16 protein-coding genes are annotated in these 17,959 nt (G+C 65.1%); 4 read left to right on the top strand and 12 right to left on the bottom strand.

Annotated features, from left to right (window positions below):
- Positions 1–242 precede the first annotated feature (242 nt).
- Together Q0K12_RS09040 and Q0K12_RS09035 are read right to left on the bottom strand one after the other, a co-directional pair.
- Positions 243–1,625: an amidase gene (locus Q0K12_RS09040; RefSeq protein WP_297262162.1), complete on the bottom strand. Its 1,383-nt coding sequence runs from the start codon at positions 1,623–1,625 to the stop codon at positions 243–245.
- Complete coding sequence (locus tag Q0K12_RS09035; RefSeq protein ID WP_297262160.1) at positions 1,622–3,031, bottom strand: MFS transporter; 1,410 nt, start codon at positions 3,029–3,031, stop codon at positions 1,622–1,624. The genes Q0K12_RS09040 and Q0K12_RS09035 overlap by 4 nt, the downstream gene beginning before the upstream one ends.
- A 637-nt stretch (positions 3,032–3,668) precedes the next feature.
- On the opposite strand from Q0K12_RS09035, the gene Q0K12_RS09030 reads away from it, so the two are divergent.
- The 3 genes from Q0K12_RS09030 to Q0K12_RS09020 all read left to right on the top strand — a co-directional run bounded on the left by Q0K12_RS09030 (position 3,669) and on the right by Q0K12_RS09020 (position 7,082).
- On the top strand, positions 3,669–4,400 hold the full coding sequence (locus tag Q0K12_RS09030; protein WP_297262157.1) for a hypothetical protein: 732 nt from the start codon (positions 3,669–3,671) through the stop codon (positions 4,398–4,400).
- Positions 4,401–5,105: 705 nt separating this feature from the next.
- Positions 5,106–6,308, top strand: a complete 1,203-nt coding sequence (locus tag Q0K12_RS09025) for an MFS transporter (RefSeq protein ID WP_297262155.1) — start codon at positions 5,106–5,108, stop codon at positions 6,306–6,308.
- Between the two features lie 120 nt (positions 6,309–6,428).
- Positions 6,429–7,082: a peroxiredoxin gene (locus tag Q0K12_RS09020; RefSeq protein WP_297262154.1), complete on the top strand. Its 654-nt coding sequence runs from the start codon at positions 6,429–6,431 to the stop codon at positions 7,080–7,082.
- 79 nt (positions 7,083–7,161) lie between these two features.
- On the opposite strand, the gene Q0K12_RS09015 is transcribed toward Q0K12_RS09020, so the two are convergent.
- The 10 genes from Q0K12_RS09015 to Q0K12_RS08970 form a co-directional block, all read right to left on the bottom strand.
- Positions 7,162–8,034 (bottom strand): MerR family transcriptional regulator, encoded by an 873-nt coding sequence (locus Q0K12_RS09015; RefSeq protein WP_297262152.1) that lies wholly within the window; start codon positions 8,032–8,034, stop codon positions 7,162–7,164.
- 335 nt (positions 8,035–8,369) lie between these two features.
- The gene (locus Q0K12_RS09010) at positions 8,370–9,401 is read right to left on the bottom strand and encodes an ABC transporter ATP-binding protein (protein ID WP_297262151.1); all 1,032 of its coding nucleotides are present in this window, start codon (positions 9,399–9,401) and stop codon (positions 8,370–8,372) included.
- Between the two features lie 145 nt (positions 9,402–9,546).
- Positions 9,547–10,425 (bottom strand): VacJ family lipoprotein, encoded by an 879-nt coding sequence (locus Q0K12_RS09005; RefSeq protein ID WP_297262149.1) that lies wholly within the window; start codon positions 10,423–10,425, stop codon positions 9,547–9,549.
- Complete coding sequence (locus Q0K12_RS09000; RefSeq protein WP_297262147.1) at positions 10,415–11,065, bottom strand: ABC transporter substrate-binding protein; 651 nt, start codon at positions 11,063–11,065, stop codon at positions 10,415–10,417. Before Q0K12_RS09000 ends, Q0K12_RS09005 begins: the two co-directional genes overlap by 11 nt.
- 3 nt (positions 11,066–11,068) lie before the next feature.
- The gene (mlaD, locus tag Q0K12_RS08995) at positions 11,069–11,518 is read right to left on the bottom strand and encodes an outer membrane lipid asymmetry maintenance protein MlaD (RefSeq protein ID WP_297262145.1); all 450 of its coding nucleotides are present in this window, start codon (positions 11,516–11,518) and stop codon (positions 11,069–11,071) included.
- A gap of 92 nt (positions 11,519–11,610) precedes the next feature.
- Positions 11,611–12,477, bottom strand: a complete 867-nt coding sequence (locus tag Q0K12_RS08990; protein WP_297262143.1) for an ATP-binding cassette domain-containing protein — start codon at positions 12,475–12,477, stop codon at positions 11,611–11,613.
- 110 nt (positions 12,478–12,587) lie between these two features.
- Entirely contained in the window at positions 12,588–13,346 is a 759-nt protein-coding gene (locus Q0K12_RS08985) for an ABC transporter permease (RefSeq protein WP_297262141.1), read from the bottom strand.
- 75 nt (positions 13,347–13,421) lie between these two features.
- Positions 13,422–14,327 carry an SPOR domain-containing protein gene (locus tag Q0K12_RS08980; RefSeq protein ID WP_297262139.1) on the bottom strand — a complete coding sequence of 302 codons (906 nt, stop codon included), beginning with the start codon at positions 14,325–14,327 and terminating at the stop codon, positions 13,422–13,424.
- Between the two features lie 34 nt (positions 14,328–14,361).
- Entirely contained in the window at positions 14,362–16,017 is a 1,656-nt protein-coding gene (gene argS, locus Q0K12_RS08975; RefSeq protein WP_297262137.1) for an arginine--tRNA ligase, read from the bottom strand.
- Positions 16,018–16,039: 22 nt separating this feature from the next.
- The gene (locus tag Q0K12_RS08970) at positions 16,040–16,990 is read right to left on the bottom strand and encodes an ACP S-malonyltransferase (RefSeq protein WP_297262135.1); all 951 of its coding nucleotides are present in this window, start codon (positions 16,988–16,990) and stop codon (positions 16,040–16,042) included.
- A gap of 102 nt (positions 16,991–17,092) precedes the next feature.
- Here Q0K12_RS08970 and Q0K12_RS08965 point away from each other — a divergent pair, with 102 nt between their 5' ends.
- On the top strand, positions 17,093–17,959 hold the full coding sequence (locus tag Q0K12_RS08965) for an RsmG family class I SAM-dependent methyltransferase (RefSeq protein WP_297262133.1): 867 nt from the start codon (positions 17,093–17,095) through the stop codon (positions 17,957–17,959).

Genomic DNA, 17,959 nt, shown 5'->3' with positions numbered 1-17,959 from the left:
GAGTAGACATGGTAACCTCCGTCTCCATACCTACTCTTTTTTGAAGCGTATGGAAATAATGAGTCCTGACCCTAGAGTCAGCAACATCATGATCCTCCGGCGGGATGCGTGACGAGCTGAAAAAACCACCCGCCATGCGGGTGGTTTTTTTACGGGAGTTGCTGAGGGGGCGTCTCCCGGCGTGCAAAGGATGTCAGGCCGGGCATGCCCCTTTCAGGCGGGGCGGGGAGAAGCCGGGCGGCTTATTTCCCGCCGCGTCCAGGCGAGGACGGCGGCGCGGCAAAGGGATGGAATTGCCCCTCATAGAGTCCGGCAAGTTCGATGAGCCGGGCCTCCGTCCGCACGGGGCCGACCAGCTGCATGCCGAAGGGCATGCCGTCGATGCTTCCGCCCGGATAGACCAGCACGGGATTGCCGGTGATGCTGAACAGGTTCATGAGCAGACGGGCCTTGCCGTAGACTTCGGCCGGAGCGTCCAGACGCGGAGCCGTCATGAGCGCCGCCGGCAGCAGGAGCGCGTCCAAATCTTCCCCGGCAAAGAAGCTCTGCGTGGCTTCCGCCAGTTCCCGCCGCCGGTTTTGCGCCGCCTGCAGCAGGCTGTCCGGCAGGTCCCGGCCGGCCGCGTAGTCCGCAGCCGGGACGGCGTTCATGCGTTTTCTGGCCGGGCTTGTCTCCACATCCTTGCTGACGTCGCGGTAAAACTCATAACTGCGCAGCCGGTCCACCACGCTGCCGACCTCCGCGTCCGTCAACAGCGGGAAGGCCACCTCGACAAGCGTGCAGCCGAGGCCTGTCCAGCGCTCTACCGCTTCTTCATAACACTCGTTCACGCCGTCCAGAGATCCGGCCAGCTGACGGATGAGACGCGACATGATGCCCACGCGGGGCTTTCCCGTCCGGGCTGCCGGCGGCAGATCGCTCCCGAGCATGGCCCGCAGCAGCGGGATCATGTCCCCGGGCGAGCGGGTAAAGACGCCGGGCACGTCCATGCTGGCCGCACGCGGATAGATGCCCCGCATGGGGAGCAGTCCCCAGCTCGGGCGCAGCCCGAAAAGACCGCACCAGGCGGCGGGCAGCCGTACCGATCCGCCCGTATCCGTCCCCAGCGCGGCGAGGCACATGCCTGCCGCCGCCGCGGCGGCGCTGCCGCTGGAAGAGCCCCCGGGCGAGCAGTTGCGCGACATGTGCCAGGGATTGACCGTCGGCCCCCAGCAGGACGTCCGACCGCTGACATGGGCCGCGAACTCGTCCATATTGGTCTTGCCAAGGATGATGGCGCCCGCTTCGCGCAGGCCGGCGATGACGGCGGCATCCGTAGCGGCCGGAAGAGCGGAGGCGAATATGGGGCTCGCGACGGTGCTGGGCATGCCGGCCACGTCGATATTGTCCTTGACGAGCAGCGGGATGCCGTGCAGGGGGCCGCGATCCTTGCCGGTACGCAGCTCTTCTTCCCGCTGTTCCGCCTGAGCCTCGACGTCAGGGGCCAGCGTGACGACGGCATTGAGCCGGTCGTTGAGGTCGGCGATGCGGCGGCGACACCGCCACAGCAGATCGGGGATGGTCAGGCTGCCCTGCCGCAGCTGTTCGGCCACGGCGGCGATGGTGGTCGTATGGCTGGTCGTCATGCCTTCTTCTCCTCGGATTCCGCGGCGGTAGCTTCCACGCTGCGCCGGGCTGTCTCCTGTCCCCATATCCAGAGCGCGACGATGGCGATGCCGAAGGCCACGGCCATGAAGGTAAAGACCGCCTGCATCCCGCCAAGATCAAGGAAGAAGGCCAGATAGTACGTCGCCAGCACGCCGCCCACGATGCGGGAGACGGCCTCGCCAAAGCCCGTACCTACGCCGCGCAGCTCCGTCGGATACTGTTCAGCCACATATACCTTGCAGATGGGCATGATGCCGGTGCCGAAAAAGGCGACCAGCGCGCCGATGACCAGCAAAGCGGTGATGCTTTCCGTGGCGGTCAACATGAAAAGCGCGATGATGGTGATGATGACGTAAAGGCTCCAGATGGGCTTGCGGCCGTACTTGTCGGCCAGCGGCCCCATGACGATGGAACCGATGCCCCCGAGAACGGTCATGACGCCGGCCAGGATGACGGAATTGGAGGGCGCGAAACCGTAGTTGGTGAGGATGGTCGGCACATAGACCAGCACGACGTACCACGTGATGAGGCCGGCGGAGAACATGGACCAGGAAACGAGCGAACGGCTCAGATACGGCGAGCGGAAAAGGCGCGTCCACTGGCTGGACGTGGACTTGACGCTGATCGAGGCCTGACGCAGGTTGCGCAGCACGGCCTCGTCCACATAGGTATCGTCATGCGGCACGCCGGCGCTGCATTCCAGACGCTCCACGAGCTGCCGCACTTCCTCGTGACGGCCCTTCTTCATGAGCCAGCGCGGCGATTCGGGCAGCCAGCGGTGGAAGAGGTACAGACAGAAAATGGGGATCCCGCCCACGATGAAGGGGATGCGCCAGGCGGTCTCCAGTTCAAACGTCCTGATGGCCCAGGAGCCGCAGAGCGTCGGCAGGCAATAGGCAGCGGTCAGGATGGCGTTGCATACGCACACAAGGTTGCCGCGCGACCGCGATGGCGCGATCTCGGAGATCATCAGATAAGGAAGGGGGAACACCGCCCCGGCCCCGAGGCCGGCGATGAAGCGCATGGCGACGATCCAGCCGATATGCGCGAACAGGCTGCCGATGAGCGTGAAGAAGGTGAAGATGAACACCCCCCAGAGCAGCACGCGCTTGCGGCCGTAGCGGTCCGTCAAAAAGCCCGCCGAAGCGGTGCCGATGACGACGCCGACCGTGGAGCAGGAGCCGAGCAGACCGATCATGCTCGGGTCCAGATCCCAGAGTTGCTTCAGCACCAGCAGGACCTGTCCGATCATGCCGATATCGAAAGCTTCCATGACCCAGCAGAGCGACAACAGTCCGACAAGTAAACGGACTTCCCGGTTCATGGGCATCCTGTCCAGACGGGAAATGAGGTTGGCTTCCAGGCGTAGTCGTTCTTCGCTCATGGGAATCTCCTTTGACGATGATAGTGAATTTTGGCACCAGCACTATCAAAGTTCATTCCAGCTCTTTCCTCTTTTTGCCCCTTCCCGCATTTCCGACGAAAAAGGATGTTTTCGACAGGAATCCACATAGAAGCTCTTTGACGAAATACAAAAATCAATCTACCGAATTTAAATGGCTTTTTAGGAATATTTCACTTTTTATCTTATTTATACATACATGCTTAACGTTATTTTTCTCCGTCTATCACCTGCACACGGACGCGTTTTCACTTCATTATCGTTTGCCTTATGACAGGCAATAGCACAATATTGCCCACAAAAAAAGACACTTTGTTACTATTTTCTCCAGACATGTCTTTGTTTGCAGTCACAGTATCTTGTTGTCCGGTGCGGCCATGCGGTCCACCGACGAAACGGCGTCGGTCCGCCCGCGCCGGCGGGTGATCCCAGCCGGCTGCCTGCACATAACTCATCATAACCATTTGCAATAAAATTATCTCTTGAGTTATGGCATGAATTTAGCTAGCACTTTCATGGCATTGCCGCCTCCGCCAAACTTATGACAGGCGGCATCGCGGCCCAGACCTTCATGACGCTGTGCGCGGGAGACGCACGGCGGCCCTCGCAGGAGTTCCGTATGCGTCCCAGCGCCCGCTCTTCCGTCTTTGTCGTCTTTGCCCTGCTGCTCTGCCTTTCCACCCAGCCGGGCTGCACCAAAGCTCCGGACGACAGTCCCCAGAGCTTCACCACCACCGGCGACTTCAGCACGCCGTTCCAGTTCCAGATAGATAATTACGTCCGCCGGCAGTACCCCGCTGTCTACGTCTCGCCGTTGCGCCCGGCCGGGCACCGGCCCAAGGCGCTGTTCGTGCCCTTCCGCATGATGCAGCAGACGGCGGGCGCCTTGACTGTGGCGGATCAGATAACCCGCCAGTTCTGGCAGATCTGGCTCTCGCTCAATGCCTTCCAGACCCTGCAGTACGAGCCCGAAGCCGGCCCCTACGATCCGAATCGCGCCCTCTACCTTGCCCGGCGTGAAGGGGCGGAACTCGTCATCGGCGGGTACATCAACCATTTCATGGACGGCGCATCCGGCGGCGAGAGCTCCGTTTCCCTTGCTGTGGAGATCTATGACGTCAAGTCCGGCATGCTGCTCTGGTCGATGGCGCAGGGCGGCCTGATGGAAGCCCGTCAGGTGCACGACTTCTACCTCTTCTCCATCAAGGAACGGAACCCGGTGGACGCGGCGGGCTTCATCGTGCGTACTCTGGCCTGGGATATGGGCCACGAGATCCTCTACTGGGTCGATCCTTCGCTCAAGCCCTTCCAGGGCAAGAGCGGCGGCCTCTTCGACAGCAAGGGCTTCTAGAGCCTTTTGCCTTGGAAAAAACAAAAGGCGAGGCGGCACAGCGCCGCCTCGCCTTTTATTTTTTCAAAGATAAAACGCCTTAGGGCCTGTTAACACTAATTTTACAAATAATTTCAACAGATAAAACAAATAGACCGTACACACTCCGCTTGCCTTTGGGGGTGGGGTCGTCTCGTTCCCCGTATCTTCCTTTGGCAAAAGCGCGCTGGGGAAGGGATGGCGGGCTTGGGGGGAAGGGGAACCTCTCCCGCGCCGGCGGCGACCGAAAGGCGGCCGTAGGCCGTGCCCGTTAGGCGACGCAGGAGCCTTACGGGCATCGACAGCAGAGCGCGACCGAAAGGCGGCCGCAGGGCCGTGCCTGTTAGGCCGTAAGGCCTTACAGGCATCGACAGCAGAGCGAGGGGGTCCCCTCCCCCCAAACAGACAGCAAATAGTGTTAACAGGCCCTAGTCAGCAACGCCCGTCGCGCATGCGCGACGGGCGTTTTTTTCTATCGCGCCGTTCCGCTTTCTGCCGCCGGGACGGCAGTCCTTTTTCGTCCGCCGCCGTACGTGCACGTCCTGTGGGCCGCCGTCTTCATCCGGTCAGCCGGCCGGCGACAGATTTTCCCTGTCAAAAGTCCTTTCGCCTCTTGACCCTTGTCTTACCCCATAGTTTAGCATGGTCCTGTCCCTGCACCCCAAACCATGAGGAGAGGCATTTCCCATGAAAGGTCAATTGCGCAAGGCTCGTCGGGCCATAATCTTCTTTTTTTGCAGCACCGGCAGCGTATACGGCCTGCTGACGGCCAGACTGCCCGCCCTGCGAGAACAGCTCCAGGCGGGCGAAGCCCTCGTCGGCATGGCCATGCTGTGTCTCGGCTGCGGAAGTCTGGCCGGTTTTGCGGCCATGCATGCCCTGCAACGCCGCTGGAGCACGCAGGCCATACTTCGGCTGGGGAGCGCCTGTCTGCTGCTCTCGCTGCCGCTATGCGGTCTGGCGCCCACCGGGACTCTCTTCTGTGCGGCCTGCGGCCTGCTGGGCGCCTGCTTCGCCCTTGCCGACGTGGCCATGAACACGCAAGGGATCCTGCTGGAACAGCGCCTGCGCCACAACTGCCTGTCCGGCCTGCATGCCTGCTACAGTTTCGGCGGGCTGGGCGGCTCCCTGCTGGGAGCCGTCTTCGCGGCCCTTGGAGCCACGCCGCTCGTCACTTTCGTGACGATGACGGGCTGTCTGCTCGGCGGCTGGTTCCTGTGTTCGTCATTCCTGCTGCCTGACAAGGCGGACAGCCCCACCGCCGTCAAAGAGCGGCCTGGACGAGGCGTCCCCCTGTTCATCTATCTTTGCGGGTTTCTGGCACTGTCGGCCTATGCCGTGGAAGGATCCTGCGCGGAATGGAGCGCGCTCTTGCTGCATACGGTCAAGGGAGCGCCGGAAAGCGTCGCCGCCCTGGGCTTCGGGGCCTTCTCCGTGACCATCGCCCTGAGCCGTTTGCTGGGGGACGGCCTGCGCCGGCGCTGGGGGGATTTTTCCCTGCTGCTGCGCAGCACCACAGCCGCCGTCTGCGGGCTGGCCATCGTGCTGCTTTCCCCGTGGCCCGTACTCTGTCTGGCGGGCTACGCCTTGACGGGCGCAGGCATGGCCCCCATCATGCCCGTCCTGCTCAGTCGTGCCGGTTCCCGCGACGACATCAGCCCCCAGCGCGCCACCACCGCCATAGCCACACTGGGATATGCGGGCCTGCTCGTCATCCCGCCGGGCATCGGCTGGCTTGCCCAATGGTACGGACTGCCCACGGCCCTGCTCCTGCCGCTGCTGCTGGGCCTGCTGCTCATGGCGAGCAGCCTGCTCTTCCGTGAAAGCTCAAAGGGATCGGTCGCCGCTTCACAGGACGGGGTGGACGCCCCTGTTTCTGGGAGAAGCTGACGCGTCATGACTTCGCCCCTCATCAGGGCAGCGCCGTGCGCTGCCTTTTTTTCTTGCTTGACATTTTTCGTGGCCCTCTTTATTGGAAATGAAAATCAATTTCAATCTGAGGTTCATCATATGAGTCAGACAAACTCACTCCCACTGCTTGGTCAGGCTTTTCCTGAAATCACCGCACAAACCACGCAGGGCAGCCTGACCCTGCCGCGTGACTGCGCGGGCAAATGGCTGGTGCTCTTCAGTCATCCGGCGGATTTCACGCCGGTCTGCACTACGGAATTCGTGGCCTTCCAGAAACGCATGGAACAATTCCGCGCCCTGAATACCATGCTGGTGGGCCTGTCCATCGATCAGGTCTTTTCCCACATCAAATGGCTGGAATGGATCAAGGAAAAGCTGGATGTGGAGATTGAATTTCCCGTCATTGCCGATGACAGGGGAAAGATCGCCGAACAGCTCGGCATGCTTCATCCCGGCAAGGGCAGCAATACCGTACGGGCGGTCTTTGTGGTTGATCCCAAGGGCATCCTGCGCCTCATGCTCTATTATCCCCAGGAAGTGGGGCGGAACATGGATGAGATCCTGCGCGTCCTCAAGGCTCTCCAGACTTCGGATGCGGCGGCCTGCGCCGTCCCCGCAGGCTGGCCCGCCAATGAGCTGATCGGGCGGCGTGTCATCGTGCCGCCCGCCGCTGATCAGGAAAGCGCACGCCGCCGTCTTGACGAGCATGAGGGGTACGACTGGTGGTTCTGCCACCGGGACATCCAGGAGTAAGGGATCTGGACATCCGCCACGCGGCCGGCCTCGGACAGCCCGGGGCTGGTCGCACGCCGCACGGGGAAAGGGCCTGCCCTCAGAGCGTCGCTTGCCCTTGTTCCGCGCTCAGTCCGACTTCCTGCCCGTCCGCCTTCGGCGATATAACGGGAATGTGGCAGTGCATGACGCATTCCGTGCTGTTGCCGGTCAGGGCATAACTGCCCATTTCCAACATACGTACCGGACCGGCAGGCTGCAGCCCTTGTGAGCGCAGCAGGTCAGGCAATGTCCGCCAGCAGGCAATCTGTTCTTCCCATGAACCGCGGTGGGCGTAGACGGCATGCAGGCCGGACGGAGCCTCCCAAAGCCGTTCCGGCGGCGTCTCCTCACCGGCAGGGCCAAAAAGAGCGGACTCTGCCAGCCTGCCTGCCAGAAAATCGTCCACTTCGTAGACAAGGCCCGTCGGCAGACCAGGCGTGCGCCCGGCTCGCCGGTAACTCTCCATAAAGAACGCCGAGGCCTGGATCATGCCCGCTTCCGTATCCAGCCCCCGCATGGGCTGCGGCAGACGTTCCCAACGGGATGCGGGCATATGCCGCAACAGCAGACGGTCCGGCTCCGTGGCTCTTGCCTCCCGCACCACATGCAGCAGACTGGCCACGAGCTGCTCCCGCTCCGCCAGTCTGCGCCGCTCCTCGGCCAGTCGTCCGGCCTGTTCTTCCAGCAGCGGCAGGATGTCCCCTTCAGCCGCGGCGGCAAGACAGGCGCGCATCTCCCTGAGAGGCGTGCCCGTATCCTTGAACAGCGTGATCATGTCGAATTGCAGGAACTGCCGGACGTCATAGTAGCGGTAGCCGTTCTCCCCCTTGCGCTGGGGGCGCAAAAGGCCGAGCCTGTCGTAATGGAACAGCGTTTCCTTGGTGGTGTGACAGAGACGGGCGAACTGCCCGCTGGTATAGCGTCGGCTCATGGCAGCGTCCAAACGGCTGAAGGGGTGGCAAAAGGAACCGCCAGAGCCCCAGCCACAGGCCCTGATAAAAGCGCGCTGGGGAAGCGTTGGGGGGGCTTGGGGGGAAGGTCACGGGAACGCCTTTTCGCGCTTCGCTACGAAAAAGGCTGGGCCCTCCCGCGCCGGCGGCGACCGAAAGGCGGCCCGCAGGGCCGTGCTCGTTGCGACGTAGGAAGCTACGAGCATCGACAGCAGAGCGCGACCGAAAGGCGGCCGCAGGCTGTGCCCGTTAGGCCGTAAGGCCTTACAGGCATCGACAGGTTCCCCTTCCCCCCAAACAAACGGAGAGTATTGCCCTACGAGGCCGCATGCAGCCAGCAGCGCACCCGGTGGCCGCCTTCCGCCCGTTCGTCCGGCAGACTCTGGCGGCAGACCGGCAGGGCCTGGCCGCAGCGTGGCGCAAAGGGGCACCCCGCGCCCCGCTGCCCCAGCGGCGGCACGCTGCCGGGGATGGCGGGCAGGCGTGATGCGCCCAGCGGGGCCCGCGACGGGGACGACTCCATAAGGCCCCGGGTATAGGGATGCAGGGGTCGGGCGAAGACCTCCGCCGTGGGACCGAATTCCACAAGATGGCCCGCGTACATGATGCCCACCTGCGCGGCCACGCGTGCCACCACGCCCAGGTCATGGGTGATGAGCAGCACCGCCATGCCGCGCGCCTGCGCCTGCTCGCGGATCAGATACAGGATCTGCCCCTGCAGGGTGGCGTCCAGCGCCGTGGTCGGTTCGTCGGCCAGCAGGATGTCCGGGCGGCAGCTCAGGGCCGCCGCGATCATGATGCGTTGACGCATGCCGCCGGAAAGCTGGTGTGGATATTCGGCATAGCGTTCCGCCGCGGCCGGGATGCCCACCTCCCCGAACAGGCGGATGACCTCGGTCCGTGCCTGGGCGGCCGTGAGGCCCGCATGCAGGCGCAGCGCTTCGGCTGCCTGATCGCCCACCCGCAACACCGGATTGAGGGCCGTCATGGGCTCCTGGAAGATCATGGCCAGATGCCGTCCACGCAGGGCCCGCATGCGTTCTTCGGGAAGGGAGAGCAAATCCTCCCCCCGGTAGAGGATACGCCCCCCAAGACGGGCCTGCGGCGGCATGAGCCGCAGGATGGCCCGTGCCGTCAGGCTCTTGCCGCAGCCGGACTCGCCCACAAGGCAGGTGATGGCGGCGGCCGTCAGGTCAAGACGCAGATCCTGCACGGCGGGCAGCAGACCTTCCTCGGCGGCAAAGGAGACGTTCAGCCCCTCCAGCCGCAGCAGGGGCCCGGCCCCGCGGGCGTCCGCCGGAGTGCCGCTCTCGGCGCAGCGACCGCCGGGCGTGGTGGAAAGGGACATGATGCATCCTCCCGGAGCAGACAGGTTGCCGCCGGCGGAAAGCCGCCATGACGGAAAGGATCGGAGCGCAGGCCGCGCGCCGCGTTCACGGCCGGTCGGGGCGGGCTGAAGCCCGCCCGGGGAAGGCCTGCCGCAACGGGCCGCGTCAGCGGATGACCTGCTGTTTGCGATAGGCCGTGTAGGCCTCACGCGTGGCGATATAGGGGTCCACGGCGGCGTCTTTCAGACTTTTGTAGGTGGGCAGCAGCGTATCCAGCGTATTGAAGCGCAACCAGAGCTCCGAGGCCGTGGCCAACTCCCAGGGGTACACATAGAACATGGGATCGGTGAAACAGTCGCCTATGCGGCCGATGCCGTCGCGCAGCGAGCTCGGCCCCAGGAAGGGAAGCACCAGATAACAGCCGTGCCCGAGGCCCCAGCGACCCAGCGTCTGCCCGAAGTCCTCGCCGCTGGGATCGACCGGTACGAGGGTCTTCTTGTGCTTGGCCACGTCCACCACGCCGAAGCCCACAAAGGTATTGATGATGAAGCGCCCGAACTCCACCCCCGCTTCCTTGAAACGGAACTGGAGGATATTGTTCACAAAGCGCGTCGGGAAAAGGGCATGCTTGTAGAGATTGGACATGCCGCGCCGGAACTGCGCGGGCGTGATGGTCTCGTAAAAAGAATAGACCGGATCCGCCACATAGAGATAGAACACGTCGTTGAAGGCGAACCAGAAACGGTTCCACGGCTCCAGCGGGTCGGCGATGCTCTCCGCCGGCGCTTCGTCGTAATCGTCCAGGCTGTCCGAGAGCTCCGCATCCGACGGCGTGACGCTGACGGCCCCGGCGGGCAGGGCCGGGCTTTCGGCATCGTAGAGGCTGGACGGCTGCTGTCGGGCCGGTTCCGGGGAAAGACGCGTATAGGTGGGCTTGGCCTGCGCGCCCGTGGCGGCCATGAGGAGCAGCAGGGCCGCGCAGGCCAGCATACGGCGGAGGGCGGCCGTGGCCGCCCCCGCAAAGATCACACGCTTACTTGGCATTGGCGGCGGCTTCCTTGGCCTTGGCCTGCACGCGGCTGATAAGTTCATCGGGCGCGGCATTGGCGAGGATATCCTGGAACTGGGTCCGGTAGTTCTTGACCAGACTCACGTTCTCGATGAGCACGTCATAGCAGCGCCAGGCTCCGTCCTTGAGCATCATGCGGTAGGCCACGGGCACCTTCTTGCCGCCGCCCAGGGTGACGATGGTGCGTTCCTCGACGCGGGTCTGCTCCTTGTTGGCCGCCTCGCCGGTGTAGGCGACCTGTTCGCCGTTATAGCCGTCGACCTTGCTGATGTAGGTGGTCAGCAGCAGATCGGCAAAGGCATCGGTAAAACGCTTCTGCTGATCGGGCGTGAAGGTCTTCCAGCGCGGCCCGGCCGTGCGGATGGCGAACTCCTGGAAATCGAAGATCTGCCGCACGAGGCCGGCGATCTTTTCCCGCTGGGCGGGACGCGTGGCCGCATTGGCGTAGGCCGGGTCCTTGATGCAGTCGAGGATGGCGGTCACGGATCTTTCCAGCGTGTCACGGGCAGGGCTCGCCGCGGCGGGCCGGACGGAAAATACGGCAAGGCAGCACAACAGCGCCGCCAGAGACAACAACAGTGAGGACGCACGGCGTCCGTTACGGGCATACGACATAGGTTAGACCCCTCCAAAGGCATATTTGCCGATAAGCGATTCCAGATCCACGGCGGACTCCGTTTCTTCCAGCGTATCGCCGGAAGCCAGAACATCATCCAGTCCACCGGGTTGCAGATTGACGTATTTGTCCCCGATGAGACCGCTGGTCTTTATCGAGGCGATGGTATCGGTGGAAAGCTTCAGATCCCTGTCCAGCACGAGGCGCACCAGCGCCTGCCGGCGTACGGGATCGTCATCCAGCGTGATGGCGGCCACACGGCCCACGGGCACGCCGGCCATCTCCACGTCCGCGCCCACGCGCAGGCCGCTGACGGAATTGAAGCGGGCATTCAGCTCAAAGCCCTTTGTCTCGAACAGCTCCATGCGGCCCAGCTTGATGGTGAGATAGGCCACACACACCAAGCCCAGCAGAACGAAAATCCCCACGGCAGTCTGACGAAAACCGTTCATGCGGACTCCTTTTTCCTTCCGGCATCGATAAGAGGTTATACGCAGCACGGCGGGAAGATTCAAGCCCGCCGGCCCGCGCCGCAAAAAAAGCTTCAGGCATCCAGCCAGGCGGCGATGGCCTGGCGGACCTGCGGATCGCTTTCGGAATCCTGCGCCGCCACGTCTCCGGCATCGGCTTCACGCCGCAGGAACCGGCGCAGATAGGGATCGTCGCAGGCTTCCAGTTCCGCCAGCGAACCGGAAAAGAGCGCGCTGCCCTCGCGCAGCACCAGCACATGGTCGGCGATAGTCCGCAGGCTGTCCAGATCGTGACTGACCACCACGATGCTCATGTCCGGGAAACGCTCGTGCAGGGAGAGCAGGAGCGCGTCCATACGGGCGGCGGTGATGGGATCGAGGCCGGAGGTCGGCTCGTCGCAGAGCAGGATGCGCGGCTCGGCGATGATGGCCCGCGCCAGCCCGGCCCGTTTGCGCATGCCGCCGGAAAGCTGGTTGGGATAGTAGTCGGCGAAGTCCTCCAGCCCCACCAGCCGCAGCACCCGCAGCGCCGCTTCCCGGATGACGGCCTTGGGCAGGCGGACATGTTCCGTCAGGGGCAGGGCCACGTTCTGCACGAGGCTCAGCGCGCCGAGCAGCGCCCCGTCCTGAAACAGGACGCCCATACGGCGGCGGATGCGCCGGGCCTGCGCGGCCGGCAGAGCGAACATATCCTGTCCGCCGATGTGCACGCTGCCGCCCAGCGGCCGGGAAAGACCGATGATGTGCCGCAGCAGCGTGGACTTGCCGCAGCCCGAGCCGCCCAGGATGACGGAGACCTTGCCGCCGGGCAGGGTGGCGTCGATGTCCCTGAGCACCACATGCTCGCCGTAACCGGCGGTCAGCGAGCGAAAGGTTATGTCCCACTTCTGGGGGGCGGACGCGTTCTCCGCCGCCTGATTTTGTAACGAGAATTCGCTCATATCTTCCTCTCGCGGGCGGGCGGCCCGCTTTCGTCAGGGACGGCCGTCCCTTCCCGCCGCCGTCCGGCATGCCGCCGCTCCGGAAGCACGGGGACGACCTCTCCACGGGATCACAGCAGGAACGAGGTCAGCACATAGTCCGCCACAAGGATGAGCACGCAGGAGATGACCACCGCCGACGTGGTGGCGTTGCCCACGGCTTCCGGCCCCACGCTGTCCCGCCGCTGATGGGTGGTATAGCCCTGATGACAGCAGACCGTGGTCACCAGCAGCCCGAAAACCACGGACTTGAGAAAGCCCCCCGTCACGTCGTCCAGCGTCACCGCATGGGCGATGCGGTAGAAATACGCGCCTTCGTTGATGCCCAGCATGGTCACGCCGGTCAGATACCCGCCGATGATGCCGATGGTGTCGAAGATGGCCGTGAGCAGCGGAAAGGAGATGAGCGCGGCCACCAGGCGCGGACTCACCAGATAGGCCATGGAGTTGATGTCCATGACGTCCAGCGCGTCGATCTGATCCGAGATGCGCATGACGCCGATCTCCGCGGCCATGGACGAACCGGCGCGCCCGGCCAGCATGATGGCCGTGAGCACCGGCCCCAGCTCGCGGATGAGCGAAAGGGAGACGGCCGAACCGAGCATGCCCACGGAACCGAACTGCACAAGGGTATAGTAGCCCTGCAGGCCCAGCACCATGCCGCAGAAAATGCCGATGAGCGCAATGACGAACAACGACTGATATCCTATGGCGTACAGCTGCTGCAAGGTACGGATGAAGATGCGCCGCGAGGTGAAGATGTGGCGCACGCCCTCCAGAAAGAAAAGCGTCGTTTCGCCCAGACGGGCGGGGAGGAGCAAGATGTTCATGACATTCCTTTGCGCGTCCGGCGCATGCCTCGGCGCGTCCGCCGCCATCCGCCGACGCCCGGTATGATGTCCGGCCTATTTGACCGCTTTTTTGGAAAGACGGATGGGCTTGCCCAGGCCCATGCGGCGCAACGTCTCGCGGACGTTCTCCGCCTCCCGCTCGCTGCCCCGCAGGAGGACCTGCACCAGATAGACCTTGCCGCTCTTCTGCAGGCGCGTCCGCAGGCCCTTCTCTTCCAGCCGGGCCCGCAGGGCGTCGCCGTCCTCCTTGCCGCGGAAGGCCGCGGCCTGATAGACGTAGTCGAATTTGGGTTCGGCCTTCTCCGTTTTTTTGGGCTCGGCCTTCTGTTCGGCGCGGCGCGCGGCGGCAGGCGTCTCCCGGGCGGCGGACGCCGTTCCGGGCGTCTGCTGCGCGGCCTGCCCCGCCCCGCCGGGCTGGATGCCCCAGGCCGCCAGACTTTCGCCCTGCGGCCGCGCAAAGGGATAAGCTGAGGCTTTGGGCTCTTCCGTCGCGGCCTGGACAGGTTGCTCCTGAGGCTGCCGCCCCTGTGCCGCCTGGCCGGAAACCGTCTGGCCGGATGCCGGCTGGGCCTCCTGCGCCTGCGGGGCCGCCTGCTGCCCGTCCGACGCCCGGGCCGGATCTTCTCCCTCATGGCCGGCGGCCGCTTCCGCGCGCTCGCCCTGACTGCCGTTCCGCAACGGCAGGGGACGATCCAGCAGATCCGCCACGGCCTCGCCGGCCGTCATCGTCTCGGAAGGCGGCGTCTCCCGCGGCCGTTCATGCAGCATGGCGCTGACCCGCTCGGCGGGGTTCTGCCCCTGACCGATGATGACCCCCATGAAGAAGGCCCAGCCCACGGCCACGGCAAACACGACCAGCAGGGCCGCCACGCCCAGGAACGGCAGATGCAGCAGTACCCGGGGAGGACGGATCGCCGTCTTGGGGATGCGCTGGCGAACTTTTCGCAGGGGCTGGGGCATGGGCGAAGGGCGCTCCGCGAGGTATCCCGGCGGCCTACATGGTCTCGGGCGCGCTCACGCCCAGGATGTCCAGCCCGTTGCGCAGCACCTGTCCGATGGCCCGCAGCAGGGCCAGCCGGGCCAGGCTGCGTCCGCTGTCCGCGGCGTCCAGCACCTGATGCTTGGCGTAGTAGCTGTGCAGCATGCCCGCCAGATCCATGAGGTAGTGGCTCACATGATGCACGGAGAGCGTCAGGGCCGCATTGGCGATCATGTCTTCCATGCCCGCGGCCTTGCGCAGCAGGGCCATGTCTTCCGGCGTGTCCAGCGCGGCCAGCAGGGCCGGATCGCAACGGTCGGGCAGGCGCATGCCGCGCTCCTCCGCCCGGCGCAGCACGGCGCAGATGCGGGCATGAGCGTACTGCACATAGTACACGGGATTGTCCAGACTGCGCTGCTTGGCCAGCTCCAGGTCGAAATCCAGCGGGCTGTCGCTCTTGCGGGAAAGGAACATGAAGCGCGCGGCGTCCGTGCCCACTTCCTTGATGACGTCGGCCAGCGTCTCGAAGGTGCCCGCGCGGGTGGACATGCTGACGGGCTGGCCGTTCTGCAGCAGGTTCACGAGCTGGATGAGCACCACGTCGAAGCTCTCGCGGGGCTGGCCCATGGCGGCGATGGCGGCGCGCATGCGCGGCACGTAGCCGTGATGGTCAGCGCCCCAGATGTCGATGAGCCACTGGTAGCCGCGCCGGAACTTGTCGTGATGGTAGGCGATGTCCGAGGCGAAATACGTCAGCGTGCCGTCGGACTTGCGCAGCACGCGGTCCTTGTCGTCGCCCAGCTTCTCCGTGGCGAACCAGTAGGCGTCGTCCTTGTGGTAGGTATAGCCCGCCTCATCCAGCGCGGCAAAGGCTTCGGCCACCTTGCCGCCCTCCACCAGCGTCTTTTCCGAGAACCAGTGCTGATGCTCCACCCGGAAATCGGCAAGGTCCTGCTTGATGCCGTTGAGGATGTCCCGCATGGCGCGCTCATAGCAGCGTTCCTTGCCCTCGGCCTCCGGCAGGTCGGCCAGACCGTCGTCCTCGGCCAGCATCTCGCGGGCGATGTCGATGATGTACTCGCCCCGGTAGTAGGACTCCGGCCACTCCACGGGACGGCCCTTGAGCTCCTGCACCCGCAACCAGACGGAAAGACCCAGCAGGCGCATCTGCAGGCCCGCGTCGTTGATGTAGTATTCCGTATCCACGGCAAAGCCCGCGCGCCGCAGCAGACGGGCCAGACTGTCGCCCACGGCGGCCCCCCGGCCGTGCCCCACATGCAGCGGGCCCGTGGGGTTGGCCGAAACGTATTCCACCAGCGTCCTGCGGCCCGCGCCCACCTGGCTGCGCCCGTAGTCCGTCCCGGCGGCCTCGATGTCCGCCACGGTCTGCCGCCAGAAATCCGGGCTGAAGGTCACGTTGATGAAGCCCGGCCCGGCCACCTCGGCCTTGAGGATATCCGCGCAACGTTCCGGCAGCCCGGCGGCGAACGTCTGGGCCAGCTCGCGAGGATTCTTGCCGGCCTCCCTGGCCAGCAGCATGGCCACGTTGACGGCCAGATCCCCGTGACGGGCGTCGCGGGGCGGCTCGATGACGGCCTTGACAGGCCAGGAGAGCCCCATTTCTTCCACCATGCTCATGAGAGCGGAACGCAGCACTTCGACAGCACGCATGAAAAAACTCCCGCCACGAGGGCTAGATGTTGAAATTTTCCAAGGATTCACAGGAATTGACGAGCATGACCTGCAATTCGGCACGCGCGGCCTCGTCCAGCTGATCGAGGCACTGGCCCACCATCTTGCCGAGCACGGCCTTGGGGCCGAGCTCCAGCCAGCAGCGCACGCCGTCGGCATACTGTTGGCGGACGGTCTCGATCCAGCGCACGGAGGACACCATCTGCAGCAGCAGGCTTTCCTTGAGGCTTTCCCCGTCCGTGAGACCTTTGCCGTGCAGGTTGGCGTAGACGGCGAAACGCGGACGCCGCCACACCGCCTTGCGCAGCAGCGGCTCCAGCTCGCGGTTGGCCTTTTCCATCAGCGGGCTGTGGAACGCCCCGCTGACCTTGAGCTCCACGGCGCGCCCCTTGAGCGGACGGACCTTGCCGCAGGCAAGGGCCACGGCTTCCTTGTCGCCGCTGATGACGTACTGCCCGGGGGTATTGTAATTGGCGATGATGAGCGGCCGGTCGCTCTCCTCGGCGGCCTCGCGCACCACGCCTTCCACCTGTTCGAGGCTCAGCTTGAGGATGGCCGCCATGCCGCCGCGCCCGTCGGGGTCGGCCTCGGCCATGAGGCGGCCGCGCAGGCTCACGATCTGCAGCACGCTTTCCTCGTCCAGCACGCCCGCCGCCGCCAGCGCGGCGAATTCGCCCAGACTGTGCCCGGCGGCGGCCACGGGCTGCACGCGCCCGGCCAGCGCCCGCCACAGGTTGAGGTTCACCACGGTCAGCGCCGGCTGCAGGGCGCGGGTATCGCTCATGGCGGCGTCGTCGCCTTCCCAGAAGATCTCCCGCAGGGGCAGGCCGCTGATGGCCTCCGCACGCTTCCAGAGCTGCATGGCCGCGCTGTCGGCCTCGGCCAGATCGCGCCCCATGCCGGCTTCCTGCGATCCCTGTCCGGGGAAGAGCAGGGCAATGGCGTTCTTCATCGCTGTTTCTCCATGCCTGTCGGCAAAAAAATGTGAAGGGTGTTTTTTTACGTTATCCGGCCCCGGCTTGCAAGTCCCGCCGCTCAAGGATATGAGGACGGCATGCAGAAACGTTCTCCACACGGCAGCCGCACCCGTACCGGCAGGCAGTCTTCCGGCCCGTCCGGCACCGGCGGCCCCGCGTCCGCAACGCCGCGGACGGCCCCGTCCGCCCGCTCGGCCCGGCCGGCGGCCGCCCCCCCTTCCGTCCCTCCCGCGCCCGAGGCGCTGGCGGCCTGCGCCCGTCAGGCGGGCCTGACGGTCCCGGAGCAGGCCCTCCAGCCGCTGGGGCTGTATCTGACGGAACTCATCCGCTGGAACAGCGTCATGAATCTTGTGGGAGCCCGCGACTGGCGCGAGGCGCTCGCCAATCTGGCGGGCGACAGCTTCCATCTGGCCGCCTTTCTGGCGGATCTTCCCCTGCCCGAGGCCCCCTTGCACTGGGACCTCGGCTCCGGAGCGGGCCTGCCGGGCATCCCCCTGCGCATGGTCTGGGACCGGGGGGATTACTGGCTGGTGGAAGCGCGCGAAAAGCGCGCCCTCTTCCTCTCCCGCATGCTGTGCAGCCTGCGCCTGCCCCGGACGCATGTTTACCGGGGACGCGTGGAACAGTTTTTCGGCACGCAGCCGCGCGGGGCGGACTGCGTCATCAGCCGGGCCTTCATGCCGCCGGAAACCCTGCTGCCGCTGCTCGCGCCGCACCTGACGCCCGACGGTCTGGTCATCCTGCTCTGCAACCGGCTGCCCGCCGCCCTGCCCCCGGGCTGGGAGCGCGTCATGGACCGGGACTACAACGTCCGCCGTCCCGCGAAAGCCGCCTCTCCCGCCGGGGAGACGCGCCGCTTCCTGGCGGTCCGCCCTGACTGCGCGGCGGCCCGCGCGGCCTCCGCCCCCCTGCCGTCCCCCGATACCTCTTCCCGCGAGGAATGA

It is taken from the genome of uncultured Desulfovibrio sp. (genome assembly GCF_944324525.1).
In the GTDB taxonomy this organism is placed as follows: domain Bacteria; phylum Desulfobacterota; class Desulfovibrionia; order Desulfovibrionales; family Desulfovibrionaceae; genus Desulfovibrio.
This window is presented reverse-complemented; position numbering and strand designations above follow the sequence as displayed.

What these genes read in the sequence shown, in the direction of transcription:
- Q0K12_RS09040 (WP_297262162.1), bottom strand. Translation starts at nt 1,625, where the DNA reads ATGACGACCAGCCATACGACCACCATCGCCGCCGTGGCCGAACAGCTG.
- Q0K12_RS09035 (WP_297262160.1), bottom strand. Translation starts at nt 3,031, where the DNA reads ATGAGCGAAGAACGACTACGCCTGGAAGCCAACCTCATTTCCCGTCTG.
- Q0K12_RS09030 (WP_297262157.1), top strand. Translation starts at nt 3,669, where the DNA reads ATGCGTCCCAGCGCCCGCTCTTCCGTCTTTGTCGTCTTTGCCCTGCTG.
- Q0K12_RS09025 (WP_297262155.1), top strand. Translation starts at nt 5,106, where the DNA reads ATGAAAGGTCAATTGCGCAAGGCTCGTCGGGCCATAATCTTCTTTTTT.
- Q0K12_RS09020 (WP_297262154.1), top strand. Translation starts at nt 6,429, where the DNA reads ATGAGTCAGACAAACTCACTCCCACTGCTTGGTCAGGCTTTTCCTGAA.
- Q0K12_RS09015 (WP_297262152.1), bottom strand. Translation starts at nt 8,034, where the DNA reads ATGAGCCGACGCTATACCAGCGGGCAGTTCGCCCGTCTCTGTCACACC.
- Q0K12_RS09010 (WP_297262151.1), bottom strand. Translation starts at nt 9,401, where the DNA reads ATGTCCCTTTCCACCACGCCCGGCGGTCGCTGCGCCGAGAGCGGCACT.
- Q0K12_RS09005 (WP_297262149.1), bottom strand. Translation starts at nt 10,425, where the DNA reads ATGCCAAGTAAGCGTGTGATCTTTGCGGGGGCGGCCACGGCCGCCCTC.
- Q0K12_RS09000 (WP_297262147.1), bottom strand. Translation starts at nt 11,065, where the DNA reads ATGTCGTATGCCCGTAACGGACGCCGTGCGTCCTCACTGTTGTTGTCT.
- mlaD (WP_297262145.1), bottom strand. Translation starts at nt 11,518, where the DNA reads ATGAACGGTTTTCGTCAGACTGCCGTGGGGATTTTCGTTCTGCTGGGC.
- Q0K12_RS08990 (WP_297262143.1), bottom strand. Translation starts at nt 12,477, where the DNA reads ATGAGCGAATTCTCGTTACAAAATCAGGCGGCGGAGAACGCGTCCGCC.
- Q0K12_RS08985 (WP_297262141.1), bottom strand. Translation starts at nt 13,346, where the DNA reads ATGAACATCTTGCTCCTCCCCGCCCGTCTGGGCGAAACGACGCTTTTC.
- Q0K12_RS08980 (WP_297262139.1), bottom strand. Translation starts at nt 14,327, where the DNA reads ATGCCCCAGCCCCTGCGAAAAGTTCGCCAGCGCATCCCCAAGACGGCG.
- argS (WP_297262137.1), bottom strand. Translation starts at nt 16,017, where the DNA reads ATGCGTGCTGTCGAAGTGCTGCGTTCCGCTCTCATGAGCATGGTGGAA.
- Q0K12_RS08970 (WP_297262135.1), bottom strand. Translation starts at nt 16,990, where the DNA reads ATGAAGAACGCCATTGCCCTGCTCTTCCCCGGACAGGGATCGCAGGAA.
- Q0K12_RS08965 (WP_297262133.1), top strand. Translation starts at nt 17,093, where the DNA reads ATGCAGAAACGTTCTCCACACGGCAGCCGCACCCGTACCGGCAGGCAG.